This is a genomic window from Enterococcus sp. AZ103, from assembly GCF_051714685.1.
GTDB lineage: Bacteria > Bacillota > Bacilli > Lactobacillales > Enterococcaceae > Enterococcus_A > Enterococcus_A alishanensis.
In genome coordinates this window covers 1,323,711-1,339,326 of the sequence record NZ_JBIOSI010000001.1, presented here as the reverse complement: position 1 = coordinate 1,339,326, position 15,616 = coordinate 1,323,711, and the positions used below count along the sequence as shown (strand labels likewise).

The window sequence follows — 15,616 nt, the reverse complement described above, 5'->3', positions numbered from 1 at the left end:
AATATCACTCCAAATCATTGATTAGACTGCAACAATTTACTTATCAAGTTTTAACGATTTTAAAAAATATTCCATTTTACCAAATAAAATTAATAAGTATTTTTTTGTTCTTATCATTTTAACAAAATACTAGAAATGTTCATGTCAGAATTTGTATACTTTTTGATAAAAAATGATATGATACCCCAGCTAAGACAAAGAAATAATAAAATCTTAGTTAAGGTATCATACTAATTCAGCCTATTTTTTAATCCTCTATATTACAAAAAATCATCGACTATTACGATTTTCTTGACTCCGATAGACCATACCTAATCCTTTTAAGAAATTGCGAGCATATTTATCTCCACAAGGTTTAAAATTACGATGATCTTCTTTTCTCAAAATCGCACCCAATTCTCCCTTTGAAGGATATACGCCAGCTTCGGCAAAAACTGCTAACATATCATCACTTGTTAAATACAAAGCAATTTTCAATTTCTTTAAAAGGACATTATTGATGTATTTAATATCCTTACTTTTTGGCTGTGCTACACCTTCTGTTTTCTTCTCTTGTTCACCACGCTTAAGTATAATGAAACCATTTAAAAATTTATCCAGCATTTCATTATTGATGGCTTTGGCATACGTATTGTTTTCATTTTCTTTAGGTGTTCCCACCTTAGTTAACATATCTCGCATTTCTTCTTTCGTTACATTCAAACCACCTAATTCAAAGGCTTTCATTAAGTCATTATCTTTTATATCTATTGCATATCTTAGTCGTAGTAATCTGTCGTTGTTGTTCATTGAGGGGCTCCTTATTATTTGATATTTCATTTATCAGTATTATGATACGGCAAACCATCTATCATTTACGAAAATACTGACAAACTTGTCTTCAGTTATTGTAGCATGGATTAGGTAATCTATAATTATTGATGGGAAAGATTATTTAAGTAATTTTTTGATTTCTAATACGTATTTAGAATTATAGAATTAAAAAATCAGACAACACTTTATATGCTGTCTGATTAAATGATGATTATTCTAGTTTGATCTATTTTTTACGAGTCTCTTTTAATAGTTAATTTTAACTGCTATCTATAATTTTTTCGTTACTTCAGAAAGTTCCTTCCACCAACTAGCACTAGCTTTGGGTATTCTTTCTTGGGTTTCAAAGTCAACGTAAAACAAACCATAACGTTTATTGTAGCCATTTGTCCAAGAAAACATATCTTGAAGCGACCAAATAAAGTACCCTTTTACATTAATTCCTACTTCAATCGCCTTTTGTATCGCTGCTAAATGTTGAGCAACATAATCAATTCTAGGCTGATCTTCTACTTTACCATCAATGACTTCATCTTTGTAACCTAAGCCATTTTCAGTAACATAAATAGCTTTATAGTTTTCATATCTATTCTTGATATAAAGTAGCATATCATACAAGCCTTTAGGATAAATGACCCAATCCCAATCCGTTCTAGGAATTGCTGAATTATAAGTTTTTTCCAAAACACCATTTAGACGAAAGACAGCTGTTCCCTTATCACCAGTTCCATTATGATGAATAAATGTTTCTCCTTCAAAAGGTTTTACAAAATGACTTTGATAATAATTTAACCCAAGAAAATCATTATATTTTGCTGCTTTAGCTAAAGCGTTTAGATCTTCAGATGAAATATCTAATACCCCATCATTTTTATCTAAGATATCATTGATCACTAATAATGTATCATTATCATAATAACCTTTGTATAATGCATCTAGCATAAATTGATTAAGTAAGACATTTCCTCTATTGGCAGCAGAAACATTTTCAACGGCATCATCCGCTGGATAATAAGATTCTAAAATATGCACGACACCAATCTCACCATTATAGCCTTTTTCTTTAAATAGATTTACTACTCGAGCATGAGCAACCATTTGATTATGCATCGCTTGAATTGCTTTGGGAATATCATATTTGATACTTGGTGGAAAGCTCCCCATAATGTACGCCGCCTGTGCTGTTGAGCCAGGTTCATTAATCGTAATCCATTTTTTTACTTTGTTGCCATATTCAGCGAAACAAAACTCGGCATACTTTTCAAAAGCATCGATTGTTTTTCGACTTAACCAGTCACCAGAAGTGTGCAGTGGTAAGGGGGTATCAAAATGATGTAAAGTAACGTAAGGTTCTACACCTTGTTTCAAACATTCGTCAATTAAATGATGATAAAACTCAACCCCTTTTGGATTGATTTCGCCAGTACCATCAGGAAAAATTCTTGACCAAGCGATTGAGATACGAATTGCATCGACACCAAATTCATGAGATAACTGCAAGTCTTCTGCATAACGATTATAAAAATCACTCGCTGGATCTGGTGAAAAACGTCCATCTTTTTCTAGTAACACATCCCAACACACTTGACCTTTTCCATCTACTTTTGTTGATCCTTCCACTTGGTAGGCTGCTGTTGCTCCGCCAAAAACAAATTCTTTCGGTAAATTTAAGCTCATTTATACTTCCTCCATCTGTTTATTTTTTCTTTGCTTCAATATTTTTGAAACAAAGTTGAGGGCTTTTTCTGGATCACGTGTTAATGTAATATATTCTCTTCCTTCTGTCGCAATTGCTTCAATATTTAGTCGATCTGTATCTTTTTTCAAATCCGGCAAATTAGTAGCAACTTGTGGTGCTAATACAACTAAATCATAATCAGGTAACATCTCTTGGTGAACACCCCACGATGTTGCTGCTGCTGTTAAAGCCATCTGATGTTCTTTTGCACCCTTATTCAAAGCATTAGCCAATAGTCCACTGGTACCACCACCCGCACAAACTACCAATACTGAAACCTCATCTTCTGTTTCACTCGGCAATTCTTCAACTACGTTGACTAAATTATTTGTACTCGTGATAACATCATCTAAAGCAGATTCTACATTCAGATCTTCATTTTTTTGTTCTTCTTCATATTTTTCTAAATCATAAGCTTTAAAGAATGGATAATAAATCAATCCATCAACGACTACTAAAGCGATTGCCAAAACAAAGGACATTGGGCTAAAACCAGTCCCCATCACTAGTCCAATTGGTCCAGGAAACGTCCATGGCAAAACATACAGGAAACTGTTCATTCCAAGAAAATCAACAAAGGCCTTAAACAACCATACATTTACAATTGGCGCTAAAATAAATGGTACAAAGAAAACCGGATTCAATACCAAAGGTGCGCCAAATAATATTGGTTCGTTCACCCCGAAAGATGTAGGGATGACTGCTGCTTTTCCGACCGCTTTATTTGCTTTTGATTTTGCAAAGATAATGAATAGGAAAGGTACAACAAAAGTTGCGCCCGTTCCTCCAAGCGTGGCTACGAAATATTGTAGCCCCGGAGTTAATAAATCGGTAGCGTGATTTCCTGCTTGGAAAGTTGAAATATTGGCCGCAATATTAACATAATAAATTGCTGAAACAGCTGGTTCGACAATTGATGGTCCATGAATTCCGATGAACCAGAAAAAAGCCATTGCACCGTAAATTACTGCTAACCCAATCCATCCATCTGCTGCAGTAAATAATGGTTGGAAAAATTGGATGACCCCTTGAGCAAAATTTACACCGGTCAAATTTCTAAATCCTAATTCAAACAACCAAAAAATGATAATCGAAAAACCAAAAGGAATAATATCTTTAAAAGCTTGAGAAATATTTGGTGGTACTTCTTCTGGTAAACGAATAGTAATATTACGTTTCACACAAAAGCGATACACAATACTAGTCACAAAAGCCACAACAAATGCAGCTAATAATCCGCTTGAACCAAGATAACTAGTCGATATTCCGCCTTCAATCGGATCAGTTGCTAGCATCAAAATCCCACAAATAGCAGCTAACATTGTCGCAACAGTACTGATTTGATTGGTTTTCGGCATATCTCGGTTAAAGCTTTCTGTTACTGACTTCGCCGTAGTAGCTGCAACCCCGACAGCTAAAAAACCCATGGTAAAGTTATACGGTTTTAAAAGAACTGCTTCAATTGCTTCAGGCCAATAAAAATTAAAAATATTAGGAACATAAGCAATCAGCAGAAAAATACTTGAGAACACAACAATTGGCATACATGCGACAAATCCATTTTTTATTCCACTTAAATAAGTATTTTTGGATATCTTTTCAAAAAAGGGTTTCCATTTTTCAATTTGAGCAACTAATCTATTCATTTTTCTTTCCCCCAACCTATTTTTTGAATGTATTTTTTATTTTTCGCTTCTGTTATACAACTCAATCATGTCAAAAATAATGTCTCTTAATAATAAGGTCGTCATTAAATGATCCTGTCCATGAACAAAAATAAATCCTAGTTCTACCTCTTCACCTCCAGATTCTTTAGCTAACATTTGAGTTTGGGACTCGTGAGCTAATTTCAACAGTTCATCAACTTTTTCCATGACTTCTGTGACATTCTCACTATTTCCACTACGAACTTCTTTTAATAAATTCAATAGTTTAGATCGTGCATCTCCTGAATAAGCAACAATTTCAAAACCTAACATAGCTACTTCTTCTTTATTCATAATATAAATTCCTCCGTTAAAATATTTTTTTAGATAATTCTTTGAATATGGATTGTTAAGTAAACCTTTTCATTACTGCTCAATTTGACACCCATTTTATTAACAATGACCTGATAAATTTCTTCAGCTATCTTGTATGCTTTAGGATAATTTTGTTGTAATTCTTTATCCATTTTTTTTGTAAACTCATCAAGCTCAATATTTTTTTCTTCTCTTTCCAACATATAGCGAAGATGAATCATCAAGCGATCATAAAAATTTTGATTGTGATTATTGCGAGATATATTTTCTCGTTCTAAAATATTTGAAACTTCATCTAGTGTTATTTGCTTTTTATCAATTTTTGTTTTGTCATATTTTTCAGTCTTACCTTTAGCATTGATGAAATGTAGTGCAATACTTTTGATTTCTTCTTTAGGAAAGTCTAGCGCTAAATGCTGTTTTAAAATCATCAAAGCATCTTTAGCAATCGCATACTCCACTGGATATTGTCCTTCCATTTCTGGTAGCAAACTTCTTTGATATTCGTTCTTTATTAACCGTTGATAACCCCAAAAAATATGATCGGTTAAAGTGACATAAATATATTCTTGAACAGGATAATTATATTTTTTTATGGCATTATCGATGATCTCATAGGTTGTAGTAATAAAATCTAAAGGTACATCTTTTAGCAACGTATAAAGGTTTTCTTTAGATTCATCATTTTTTAAAACAAATAAATTTTGAATAGCTTCCTCAGTAATTAAATCACCTTTCTTTTTTTGAAAAACCAGTCCTTTGCCCATTGCTATTGATTGTTCATCAAACTGATTTTTGACAATTGCTACGTTATTATTTAAAACTTGAACGACTCGATACAACTTTCACCCCTCCTTTAAGAAATAAAAAAACCGCAAAACGACAGAGAGCTATCCCTCAGTCATTTGCGGTTTTTGCCTAATTGAATAGTAACAATCCACTGGTATTAAATTTAAATTTATATTAGCACAGCATTTTAATCTTGTAAACCTTTTCTTGTTGCATTTTATTGATTTTTGTTTGATTTTGTTTGTATATTGCATAATTATTGCCTTTTTCACTTATGATAAGGCTCCCCAAAATTAATCCGAAAAGCCCGATAAATCTGCTCAACTAAAATCAAGCGCATCAATTGATGGGGATAAGTCATTTTACCAAACGAAATTTGAGTATTACTTCTTTTGACTACTTCTTGGCTTAAGCCTAGTGATCCGCCGATGACAAAGACAAATTGGCTTTTGCCGCTGACTTGTAGGCGATCGATTTCGGCAGCAAAGCTTTCGCTGCTGGGATTTTTTCCTTCTATTGCTAGGGCGTAGACGTATTCTTGCTCTTTTATTTTGGCTAAGATTCGTTGGCCTTCTTTTTCTTTGACTTGACGCATTTCTGCATCACTTAGTTTTTCTGGTGCTTTTTCGTCGGGTACTTCAATTAACTCAATTTTGGCGTATTTAGATAGTCGTTTGGTGTATTCGGCAATTCCTTGAATTAAGTATTTTTCTTTTAGTTTCCCCACTGAAATAATTTTGATATTCATTTTGTCTCCTCTTTTCCACTTTTTTATCCACATTAATCACAGGCTTATCCACAAAATTTTGGATTATTTTACCTTTTTTACCAGCTTTTTGGATACAAACATATGTTTTCCCCAGAGTTATCCCCGTTATCCACAGATTTGTGGATAACTATTTGTTTTGATTTTTTTAGTTATTCATAGTTTTTCCACTTACTCTTGTGGACAAATTTATACCTTATTTTACTATTTACAGAAATTTTTCCCAATCTTCTTCATAAAAAGTTCAAATCAACGTAGTAGACTAATCTCATACAAAGATACTATACTTTAAATAAGATTAATAATAGTTGGAGGAAATTAAACATGGAAGAAAAAGATTTTATCCCTACCCCTAGTCCTAAAAAACCCCGCAATGGCTTGAAACGCTTTTTGACAGGTGTTGCCGGGGGCGTGGTTGGTGCAGGAGTAATTTTAGGAATATTTTATTTTGCTAATGGGCTGGGTTCATCGAATAACACGAGTGGCTCGCCTTCTGCTGGATCGACACAAGTTAGTAATGTAAAAGTAGATTCTAGCTCAGATATTACTGAGGCAGTAGAAAAAGCACAAGATGCAGTTGTTTCAGTTGTTAATTTACAAAATGCGCAATCAAATTCTGATTGGTCAAGTATTTTTGGCAGTGGTAATAGTAGTCAAAGTGATTCTAACGATAGTAGTGGTGATTTAGAGGAATCTTCTGAAGGTTCTGGTGTGATTTACAAAGTTGAGGGCAATACTGCTTATATCGTAACAAACAATCACGTAGTTGAAGGACAAAATGGTTTAGAAGTATTGCTATCTGATGGTAGTAAAGTGACGGCTGAGTTAGTCGGAACAGATTCTTATACTGACTTAGCTGTTTTAAAAGTTGATTCTGACAAAGTAAAAGATATTACCCCAGCAACATTTGGTGATTCTGACAACTTAAAAGTTGGTGAAACAGCGATTGCGATTGGTTCTCCTTTAGGTTCTCAATATGCAAATTCAGTAACTTCTGGAATTATTTCTTCATTGAATCGTCAAGTAACTAGTCAAAATGAAGAAGGCCAAACAGTAAATATCAATGCAATCCAAACAGATGCAGCGATTAATCCTGGGAACTCTGGTGGTCCACTAGTAAATGCAGCAGGTCAAGTTGTCGGCATCAACTCAAGTAAAATTGTTCAAACTGAATCAAGTGTCAGCGTTGAAGGAATTGGTTTTGCCATTCCAAGTAATGATGTTGTCTCAGTAATTAATCAAATTGAAACTAGCGGCTCTGTTAGTCGTCCTGGTCTCGGCGTTTCAATGGTTGATTTAGCAAATATCACTAGCGAACAACAATCACAATTCTTGAAGAATCTTCCTGAATCAGTGACTCAAGGTGTCGTAGTTGCTAACGTGACTGCTGGTACTCCTGCTGATGAAGCTGGTTTGAAACAATATGATGTCATTACAAAAATTGGTGACACTGAAGTAGACACAGGTGTTGAATTACAATCAGCTTTATACAAACATAAAATTGGTGACACCGTGAAAATTACTTACTATCGCGATGGAAAAGAAGAAACAGCTGAAGCGAAATTAACTATGGATGCTTCACAACTTACTTCATCAGCAAGTAATCAAAATCAATAAGTTTTTTGAAGATCGTCCTTTGACGGTCTTCTTTTTTTCACAAAAAGAGGCAGCAACATCAGCCAAAACAGATTCAAAATATTGGTACAGCACTCATTAAAAACTGCTAAATACCATTTTTTATCTGTAAAAAGACTGATGTCACAGCCTCTTAAAATCTATTTTCCAATCGGGAACGCTTCACCAGTCGGCGTATCTTCTGGTAAAACTAAAATTCCTTGTCCTGTTTTTGCGTCAGGTAAGTGTAATTCTGCTGCTGAACAAATCATGCCAAAGCTTTCTATGCCCCGTAATTTCCCTGGCCAAATCATCATGCCATCTGGCATCATAGCACCAGGTTTAGCTACGACCACTTTTTGACCAGCGGCAATATTTTTTGCTCCGCAGACAATTTGTAATACTTGTCCATTGTCAATTTCTGTTTCAGTAATATGTAAATGGTCTGAATCTGGATGGTCAACACTTGTTTTAACATAACCTACAACAAATTTTGGTTCATTATCATCAGGTAAACGTTCTTCAAAACCTGCATTTTTTAGTTCTTGATTTAATAAATCAATTTCTTTTTCCGATAAAAATTGTTGACCATCTTCTTTAAAAATCATTAATCTTGAAATATCAAAGAAATTCCAAGCAACTGTTGTGCCGTCAGGAATACTAATTCGGGCAACATTGCCTTTTCTTTCAGAAATATTATCCATTTGATGATCATCTGCAATGAGTACCATTAAAGTATCACCGACATTTTGTTTATTATAAGCAAAAATCACTTTGCATCCTCCTTCTCTATACAACAGATAATCTTACCAAAAACTCTGTAGCTTGTGCATGAGATTTTTTTCATCTAGTCAAATCTTTTTCTGGATATTGACAGGTTTCCAACAACGGACAATTTTTACAGTGAGGTTTTTTCAAACAATGCGCTTTACAGTGTTCATCAATTAACGCGTGAAATTCTTTGGCTTGGTTAGCTGGCCATTGATTAACCTCTGGTTGATATATATTCCGCATCTTATTGTAGTCTGTATTTTTCCCAAAACCTAAGCGTTCGAACAAACGTCGGGCATAATTATCTGCTACAAAAACGGGACGATTATATAAATAAAGCATCATTACATCTGCTGTTTCATTACCAATACCATAAATATTTAACAGTTCGATTCGCAAATCTTCAGTGGGTATTTTTTCAACTATTTCTTTCGAATGTTCGACTAACCATTGATAAACTGCCCGCAGTCTTTTGGCTTTGATTTTGTAATAGCCGCTAGGTCGAATTAATGTTGCTAAATTATCTTCTGGTAACGATAATACCGTCTCTAAATCAGTTAAATACGGACGTAAATTCACCATCGCTTTTTCCACATTGAGTGAATTCGTATTTTGAATCAACACCATTTCAGTCACTGAAAAAAGTTGATTATGGACATCCCACCATTTTTGTTGACCATAATGATTTTCTAACTGTTGAAATAATTTATCCATCTTTTCTCCATTAAAAAAGCTGGCTCCCACCAGCTTTTACTTTATTTTTCAACACTTGGATGAACGATCAAGACATCACAGACCGCTTCTTTAATAGTATAACTAGCCACGCTTCCAGTCATAAATCGCTCCACTGCGTTTAAACCAGATTGACCTACCATCACTAAATCAATATCGTATTTTTCTGGCAAGGTACGAGCCATCGCTTCTTTGGCCGATCCGTAGGCAACAATCCCTTCGATTCGATCATAGCCCATATCTTTAGCGACTTGTTTACATTCTTCAATTAATTTCTTGGCATCTTCGGTTTGTTGATCAATAATGCTTTCATTTAAAGGTGAGTAGCCCATAAAACTGTATAATTGATGATCAATCACATTTGCAACAAAAACAGTTCCGTCATTTCGTTTAGCAACTGCTACTGCTTTTTTGAACGCTTCCATCGCTTGCTCACTACCGTCAGTTCCAACTAAAATATTTTGATATGTTTGTGCAAACATCCGCTCTCGCCTACCCTTCTACCATTTTTAAGAAGCCACTAATTTCTTCTTTTGTCTTACGATTTTTATTGACTAAGCGACCCAATTCTTCACCGTCATTAGTGACAACAAAACTAGGGATCCCAAAAATACTCCATTCTGCTGCAACATCAATATATTGATCGCGATCTACTTGGATAAAGTTAAATTGCGGGAAATCCGCTTCGATTTCAGGCATTTGCGGTTTAATAAAACTACAATCTCCACACCAGTCCGCCGTAAAAAAGAACACATTTTTTCCTTTTTCAGCGTAACTTGCTAGTTCTTCTATATTTTTAGGAATAATCATAACCGTCACAACCTTTTCTATTATTGCCTTAATTATACTCTTTTTTTCAAATAAGCGATAATCAAAGCGATTTTTCCGTGGGTTTGAGACGGTTGTATGTTAAAATAAAGTCAACATTTCTAGTGGGAGTTGAGTAGATGGCAAATTTTGAAGAATTTTCACGTGGATTAACAATTGGTTCAGCGTTAGGACTCGCTTTAGGCGTTGTTGGTACTCGCTGGTATAGTAATAAACAAAACTTATCTCCAGATGCAATTTTAAACAAAGTAAAACACTCATTTACCAATGAAGGTCCGATTGAAGGATCTTGGATTTCTTTTGAAACCAAACCGATGCAACGCTTTGCAATCAACATTGAAACGGTTGAAGGCGGCATCACTCGAATTGAAGATGGTACTTTAGTTGCGTATGAATTTTTAGCAGATGCTAAAACCGGTACTGTACTTTCAATTAATCGTGCACAACAAGAAAGCTATGCTTTGGATTAAACCAAGGCATAGCTTTTTTTCTTTATTTCACCAAACGATAAATGGCATCTGCATAAATTGCTGTTGCCCGTAAAATATCTTCAACTGGCATAAATTCGTTGGCTTGGTGCATCGTATCGGTATAGCCTGGGAATTGAGCGCCGTAAGCCACGCCGCGTTCTAATAAACGACCAAATGTGCCGCCACCAATAATTTTTTCTTCTCCTTTTAGACCAGTATGATCTTCAAAAGTAGCCATTAAATTCGCAACTAATGGATCCGTTAACGGTGTATAATGTGGCAACATATGATGGCCATCTTGCGTTACTTTTGCATCCTTACCAAATAAGTCTGCTAGTTTCCCTTTGATTGCGTCCGCTGTTGTTCCTTTTGGATAACGGAAATTCAAGGTAATATAATTATCTTTTTCGCCATCTTTGAAGCTAAAGATTCCGGCATTCATTGTTACCTCACCCATTTTAGGATCACGGAAAGCAACACCTAATTTTTTACCATAAACATCTTCATGAATATATTTAGCAGAATAATCGATAAAGGCTTTGGCACCACCATCAAAGTCAAAATTATTTAAAAAGACGGCTAAAAATGTTCCGGCATTGGTCCCTAATTGCGGGCTTGCACCGTGGGCAGCTTTTCCTTCTAAGTCTAATGTAACGTAATTGCCATCCACACTTGCAGTTCCACTAACTGGATTATTAATCACATAATCTTCAAATTCATGTGCTAATTTAGCAGCTTCAGTATTATCCAAAACTTTGACAATCGCCTTAGCATTTCCTGGTACCATATTTTGACGTAGGCCTGCATCGAAATTCACCAATACATAGCTTGTGCCATTTGTCCCATCAAAATGAGGAATCATAGTTACATTGCCTTTTTCTCCATTAATCATTGGAAATTCAGCATCCGGTGAGAAACCAAAATCTGGTTTTGGTTCTTTTTCAAAGTAGTGATCCATATCAGCCCAGCCACTTTCTTCATCCGTTCCGACAACAAAACGAATTTTTTTAGAAACTGGTAAGCCTAATTCTTTAATTATTTTCATTCCATAATAAGCCGCGATTGTTGGACCTTTATCATCACTAGAGCCCCGAGCAAAAAGTTTTCCATCTTTTACTACTGGTTCATAAGGATCTGTATCCCAACCTTCACCAGCTGGCACGACATCAACGTGAGCAAAAATACCTAAAGTTTCATCACCTTCACCATAGTCAATGTGACCTGCATAGTTATCAACATTTTTAGTTGCAAAGCCATCTCGTTCAGCCATCGCTAAAACTTTTTCTAAAGCTTCTTTAGGACCAGGACCAAAGGGTGCTTCTTTTGTTGCAAGATTGTCATCTCGTTCACTTTTCACCCGTAATAATTCATTTAAATCAGCAAATAAATCTGTCTTACGTGCCTCAACTTCTTTTTTCCAATCAATACTCATGAAAGTTCCTCCTTCTTGATGTCAATTTAATGATAGCACTTTCGATTTTAATTGAAAACTGATAACTCTGGTATAATGAGAGGGTAGAAAGAAGGTGGATATTTTTGAATATAACTGAAGATATTTTAACTGAAGTTATCAAAAAAAGAGCGGCCGATTCCCACAAAGGAACTTACGGGCGAGCATTATTACTTGGCGGCAACCGACAATATGGTGGCGCCATTATCATGAGTGCTGAAAGTTGTCTGCAATCAGGTGCAGGTCTAGTGACTGTTGTGACCGATGAAAAAAATCACAGTGCCTTACACACCAGACTGCCAGAAGCAATGGTTCTAAACTTTCGAGAAATTTCTTTGCAAAAAGAATTATTAGCTAAGACAGACGTCATCTTAATTGGTCCCGGATTAGGTCTTGAATATGAAAGTTTGGCACTATTATCAGAAATTTTAAGCAAGCAAAAAGAAAATCAGTGGCTAATTATTGATGGCTCGGCGATTACCTTATTTGCTAATCATACTTTGGCCTTAAATTATCCAGAACACACAGTTTTTACCCCTCATCAAATGGAGTGGCAACGATTGAGTGGTTTACCTATAGCTCAACAAGATGACGCAAATAATCTAATTAAACAACAAGCTCTCCAAGCAACTATTGTTTTAAAAAGTCATCGCACCAAGATTTATGATGGAAAAGAAATCTATCACAATACAGCCGGTAATCCAGCTATGGCGACTGGTGGAATGGGTGACACTTTAGCAGGTATGATTGCTGGCTTTTTAGCCCAATTTGAAAAAAATACGGAAACAATTGCAGCGGCTGTTTATCTTCATAGCAAAATTGCTGATGACTTAGCAGTAGATAATTATGTTGTTTTGCCCACCAATATTAGCCGTGAGTTACCAAAATATATGAAAAAATACGCCACAGAAAGGAACTAAACAATGGAAAAATATCCTGGCTATCCACGCAAACCTTTTTATTATGAAACTGACAAAATGGGGATTATCCATCACTCCAACTACATTCGCTGGTTTGAAGAGGCCCGTGTCGACGTCCTAACTTTTTTAGGGTATCCTTTTGAAAAAATTGAAGAAATGGGCATCATGGTACCTGTTTTAGGAGTGAGTTGCAATTATAAGGAGATGGTTTACTTTGGTGATGAGATTATCATTCAGCCATATGTCAGTAAATATACGGGGACGCGCTTAAATTTTGAATATCAAATTTTTAAAAATGATAAGTTAGTCACAACTGGAACCAGTCAACATTGCTTTATGTCTTACGAAACTAATCGTTTAGTACAACTTAAGAAATCACAACCTGACTTGCATCAATTATTTGAAACCTATTTTGATTTAACCAAAAATGAAACCGGCAAATAAAAAAGCACAAAAAAGTTTTTAACTAATGTATCGCCCCCAAAAATCTAACATTTTTAGGGTCGGTACATTAAACTTTTTGTGCTTTTTAAATTAATCTTTTGTCAAACTACCTTGTTTTGTTTGCGTCGCTGCATAAGCTTTCATAATAATTGTTCCAATAATTGCTACTGATAGAGCATTTAAGATTGCAGAAACAATTCCTTGGGTGAATACTTTATTAGCAGGTTCGCTATAAATTAAAATATCTAAAATTGGTGCTAAAACTGCCCAAACGGCAACGTTTCCGATAATTTGGAAAATATTAAAACTAATCATTTCTTTTTTACCAAAAACACCATGCTGCAAATCAATTTTACGACCAGCTAAACCAAAAATAATTCCCATCACACCTGAACAAATAATCCAACTCCACCAAGGACCATAAGTTGTAAAATCAACGAGTGTGTGACCAATTAGCCCAATCAAACCACCTGCAATTGGACCAAATAAAACAGACATCAAAGCTAAGAAAGGATATGTTGTTTGTAAATTCGTATTAGGAATACCGGTTGGAATTGTAACAAAACGTCCTAAAATAACAAATACTGCCGCGCCAATTCCGATCGCAACAATTGTTTTAACTGAAAAACCTTTATTCATTTTCTTCCTCCTAAAATATGATTGACTCCTACTTAAGATGAAATAATTTCGATTAATAATTATATTAAGATTGCAAAGGAATCACTAACCATATTATAATGTTAACTTTCAAAATGCAATGAAAACTATTTGAAACATAAAAAAACCGAAGCAGCTAAAAAGCTACTTCAGTCAATTGAATCAATTATTTATTTTTACTTTGCATGAAGAAGTAGAAAGGAATACCGATTGCAGTTATTAAGATACCGATCATTGCTAATGTGAATTGAGTAAGTAAGGTCATTACTAAGATGAACAAGCCACCTAAAATAGCAATAATTGGAATAACTGGGTATAAAGGTACTTTGTACGGGCGAACCAAATCTGGCTCAGTTTTTCTAAGTTTGATAACTGCAATAAATACTAGTGTGTAGAAAATCCAGATTACGAAAATCAACATATCTGTTAACATATCGAAACCACCAACTAGCATCATGATGATAGCAATAATTAATTCTAAAACACCCGCAATATAAGGAACTGAGTTTTTGTTTAATTTAGATAGTTGGTTAGAGAATGGTAATGTTTTTTCTTTACCCATTGTGTAAGGAAGACGCATACCTGTCATAGTATAACCATTAATTGTTCCATATACAGAAATTAAAATACCAATAGTTACAATTTTACCGCCCATGCCGCCAAAGATTCTACCGGCAACTTCCATTGATGCATTTTCATTACCTGCTAATTGATCAATTGGCAAAGTACGTAGATAAGCAAAGTTTACTAATAAATAAACAACCATGATCCCTAAGATACCACCAGCGATTGCTCGAGGTAAGTCACGGGCAGGATTTTTCAATTCTCCAGCAATGTTACCTACGTGAATCCAGCCATCATAAGCAAACATTGTTGCTAGTAAACCAGCACCTAATGCAGGAGCAAAACCACCAGCACTTGCGCCAGCTTGAACTGGGAACAAGCTAACTGAAACATCTCCTTGGCGCAATAACCCAAAGATTACGATTGCAGCAAGTGGCAATAGTTTACATACTAAAGTAACTGATTGAAGCATACCACCGGCTTTTGAGCCTAAAAAGTTGATTAACATAATTGAAATCGCAGCGACGATTGCAATTGGAACTACAGTCCCATCTGATAAACCGAATAAGTTCTTAAATTGTGTACCAAAAATAATAGATAATGCCGCTACGTTAGCTGGGAAATAAATAATAACTTGTGCCCAACCTAGTAAGAAACTTGCAAATTTTCCGTATGCTCGTTCGATATAACGTAACATACCGCCTGTTTCAGGAATAGCTGCTGCTAGTTCTGCCCCAGTTAATCCAGCACAGACACTAATTAATCCTCCCAAGAACCACGAAAGCATAACCATACTTGTTGACCCTGTATTTTGTGCTACGCTGGCTGCCTTAAAGAATACGCCGGCTCCGATTACCGTTCCCATAACTGTCGAAAGTGCTGGGAAGAAAGTCATCGTCCGTTGTAATTCGCCGCCGCCATTTGGAGTAGCTGTATTGTTCTCGTTTGAAGCCATTTTTCTCCTCCTTCAGAAGTACGCACCTCTACTTGTGCACTTCTTAACTTGTTTTGGAATAATAAAAATAAACTAGCTTTTTTT

Annotated in this window: 17 protein-coding genes; 4 read left to right on the top strand and 13 right to left on the bottom strand. The window is 35.2% G+C overall.

Annotated features, from left to right (window positions below; translation table 11 throughout):
- Window positions 1-270 precede the first annotated feature (270 nt).
- The 6 genes from ID741_RS06865 to rlmH form a co-directional block, all read right to left on the bottom strand.
- A complete protein-coding gene (locus ID741_RS06865) occupies window positions 271-789 on the bottom strand; it encodes a DUF1456 family protein (protein WP_438719490.1) in 519 nt (172 codons plus the stop codon).
- A gap of 294 nt (window positions 790-1,083) precedes the next feature.
- Entirely contained in the window at window positions 1,084-2,490 is a 1,407-nt protein-coding gene (gene lacG / locus ID741_RS06860) for a 6-phospho-beta-galactosidase (RefSeq protein ID WP_438719488.1), read from the bottom strand.
- Complete coding sequence (locus ID741_RS06855) at window positions 2,491-4,197, bottom strand: lactose-specific PTS transporter subunit EIIC (protein WP_438719486.1); 1,707 nt, start codon at window positions 4,195-4,197, stop codon at window positions 2,491-2,493.
- A 36-nt stretch (window positions 4,198-4,233) separates the two neighbouring features.
- Window positions 4,234-4,551: a PTS lactose/cellobiose transporter subunit IIA gene (locus ID741_RS06850; RefSeq protein WP_438719485.1), complete on the bottom strand. Its 318-nt coding sequence runs from the start codon at window positions 4,549-4,551 to the stop codon at window positions 4,234-4,236.
- A 29-nt stretch (window positions 4,552-4,580) separates the two neighbouring features.
- Window positions 4,581-5,414 carry a PRD domain-containing protein gene (locus ID741_RS06845; RefSeq protein WP_438719484.1) on the bottom strand — a complete coding sequence of 278 codons (834 nt, stop codon included), beginning with the start codon at window positions 5,412-5,414 and terminating at the stop codon, window positions 4,581-4,583.
- A 215-nt stretch (window positions 5,415-5,629) separates the two neighbouring features.
- Window positions 5,630-6,109, bottom strand: a complete 480-nt coding sequence (gene rlmH / locus ID741_RS06840) for a 23S rRNA (pseudouridine(1915)-N(3))-methyltransferase RlmH (protein WP_438719483.1) — start codon at window positions 6,107-6,109, stop codon at window positions 5,630-5,632.
- 342 nt (window positions 6,110-6,451) lie between these two features.
- On the opposite strand from rlmH, the gene ID741_RS06835 reads away from it, so the two are divergent.
- Window positions 6,452-7,744 (top strand): S1C family serine protease, encoded by a 1,293-nt coding sequence (locus ID741_RS06835; RefSeq protein WP_438719481.1) that lies wholly within the window; start codon window positions 6,452-6,454, stop codon window positions 7,742-7,744.
- Window positions 7,745-7,902: 158 nt separating this feature from the next.
- Here ID741_RS06835 and ytpR read toward each other — a convergent pair whose 3' ends face one another.
- The 4 genes from ytpR to ID741_RS06815 all read right to left on the bottom strand — a co-directional run bounded on the left by ytpR (window position 7,903) and on the right by ID741_RS06815 (window position 10,054).
- Window positions 7,903-8,514, bottom strand: coding sequence for a YtpR family tRNA-binding protein (ytpR, locus tag ID741_RS06830; protein ID WP_438719480.1), 612 nt, complete (start codon window positions 8,512-8,514; stop codon window positions 7,903-7,905).
- Between the two features lie 70 nt (window positions 8,515-8,584).
- Window positions 8,585-9,226 carry an endonuclease III domain-containing protein gene (locus ID741_RS06825; RefSeq protein ID WP_438719479.1) on the bottom strand — a complete coding sequence of 214 codons (642 nt, stop codon included), beginning with the start codon at window positions 9,224-9,226 and terminating at the stop codon, window positions 8,585-8,587.
- A gap of 41 nt (window positions 9,227-9,267) precedes the next feature.
- On the bottom strand, window positions 9,268-9,726 hold the full coding sequence (locus ID741_RS06820; RefSeq protein ID WP_218326321.1) for a universal stress protein: 459 nt from the start codon (window positions 9,724-9,726) through the stop codon (window positions 9,268-9,270).
- Window positions 9,727-9,736: 10 nt separating this feature from the next.
- The gene (locus ID741_RS06815; RefSeq protein ID WP_218326323.1) at window positions 9,737-10,054 is read right to left on the bottom strand and encodes a thioredoxin family protein; all 318 of its coding nucleotides are present in this window, start codon (window positions 10,052-10,054) and stop codon (window positions 9,737-9,739) included.
- A gap of 137 nt (window positions 10,055-10,191) precedes the next feature.
- Between ID741_RS06815 and ID741_RS06810 the strand changes: the two genes are divergently transcribed.
- A complete protein-coding gene (locus ID741_RS06810; protein ID WP_438719478.1) occupies window positions 10,192-10,542 on the top strand; it encodes a hypothetical protein in 351 nt (116 codons plus the stop codon).
- A gap of 22 nt (window positions 10,543-10,564) precedes the next feature.
- Here the strand turns inward: ID741_RS06810 and pepV are convergent, their stop codons facing one another.
- A complete protein-coding gene (pepV, locus tag ID741_RS06805) occupies window positions 10,565-11,974 on the bottom strand; it encodes a dipeptidase PepV (RefSeq protein ID WP_438719477.1) in 1,410 nt (469 codons plus the stop codon).
- Between the two features lie 104 nt (window positions 11,975-12,078).
- On the opposite strand from pepV, the gene ID741_RS06800 reads away from it, so the two are divergent.
- A complete protein-coding gene (locus ID741_RS06800) occupies window positions 12,079-12,912 on the top strand; it encodes an NAD(P)H-hydrate dehydratase (protein WP_438719476.1) in 834 nt (277 codons plus the stop codon).
- Window positions 12,913-12,915: 3 nt separating this feature from the next.
- On the top strand, window positions 12,916-13,356 hold the full coding sequence (locus tag ID741_RS06795) for an acyl-CoA thioesterase (protein ID WP_438719475.1): 441 nt from the start codon (window positions 12,916-12,918) through the stop codon (window positions 13,354-13,356).
- A 90-nt stretch (window positions 13,357-13,446) separates the two neighbouring features.
- On the opposite strand, the gene ID741_RS06790 is transcribed toward ID741_RS06795, so the two are convergent.
- Both ID741_RS06790 and ID741_RS06785 read right to left on the bottom strand, forming a co-directional pair.
- Entirely contained in the window at window positions 13,447-13,995 is a 549-nt protein-coding gene (locus ID741_RS06790) for an ECF-type riboflavin transporter substrate-binding protein (protein ID WP_218326329.1), read from the bottom strand.
- A gap of 184 nt (window positions 13,996-14,179) precedes the next feature.
- Window positions 14,180-15,532 carry an APC family permease gene (locus tag ID741_RS06785; protein WP_438719474.1) on the bottom strand — a complete coding sequence of 451 codons (1,353 nt, stop codon included), beginning with the start codon at window positions 15,530-15,532 and terminating at the stop codon, window positions 14,180-14,182.
- Between the last annotated feature and the right edge of the window lie 84 nt (window positions 15,533-15,616).

Coding starts and splice junctions, on each gene's coding strand:
- ID741_RS06850 (WP_438719485.1), bottom strand. CDS start 4,551: ATGAATAAAGAAGAAGTAGCTATGTTAGGTTTTGAAATTGTTGCTTAT.
- ID741_RS06855 (WP_438719486.1), bottom strand. CDS start 4,197: ATGAATAGATTAGTTGCTCAAATTGAAAAATGGAAACCCTTTTTTGAA.
- ID741_RS06825 (WP_438719479.1), bottom strand. CDS start 9,226: ATGGATAAATTATTTCAACAGTTAGAAAATCATTATGGTCAACAAAAA.
- ID741_RS06820 (WP_218326321.1), bottom strand. CDS start 9,726: ATGTTTGCACAAACATATCAAAATATTTTAGTTGGAACTGACGGTAGT.
- ID741_RS06785 (WP_438719474.1), bottom strand. CDS start 15,532: ATGGCTTCAAACGAGAACAATACAGCTACTCCAAATGGCGGCGGCGAA.
- lacG (WP_438719488.1), bottom strand. CDS start 2,490: ATGAGCTTAAATTTACCGAAAGAATTTGTTTTTGGCGGAGCAACAGCA.
- pepV (WP_438719477.1), bottom strand. CDS start 11,974: ATGAGTATTGATTGGAAAAAAGAAGTTGAGGCACGTAAGACAGATTTA.
- ID741_RS06865 (WP_438719490.1), bottom strand. CDS start 789: ATGAACAACAACGACAGATTACTACGACTAAGATATGCAATAGATATA.
- rlmH (WP_438719483.1), bottom strand. CDS start 6,109: ATGAATATCAAAATTATTTCAGTGGGGAAACTAAAAGAAAAATACTTA.
- ID741_RS06790 (WP_218326329.1), bottom strand. CDS start 13,995: ATGAATAAAGGTTTTTCAGTTAAAACAATTGTTGCGATCGGAATTGGC.
- ID741_RS06795 (WP_438719475.1), top strand. CDS start 12,916: ATGGAAAAATATCCTGGCTATCCACGCAAACCTTTTTATTATGAAACT.
- ID741_RS06815 (WP_218326323.1), bottom strand. CDS start 10,054: ATGATTATTCCTAAAAATATAGAAGAACTAGCAAGTTACGCTGAAAAA.
- ID741_RS06835 (WP_438719481.1), top strand. CDS start 6,452: ATGGAAGAAAAAGATTTTATCCCTACCCCTAGTCCTAAAAAACCCCGC.
- ID741_RS06810 (WP_438719478.1), top strand. CDS start 10,192: ATGGCAAATTTTGAAGAATTTTCACGTGGATTAACAATTGGTTCAGCG.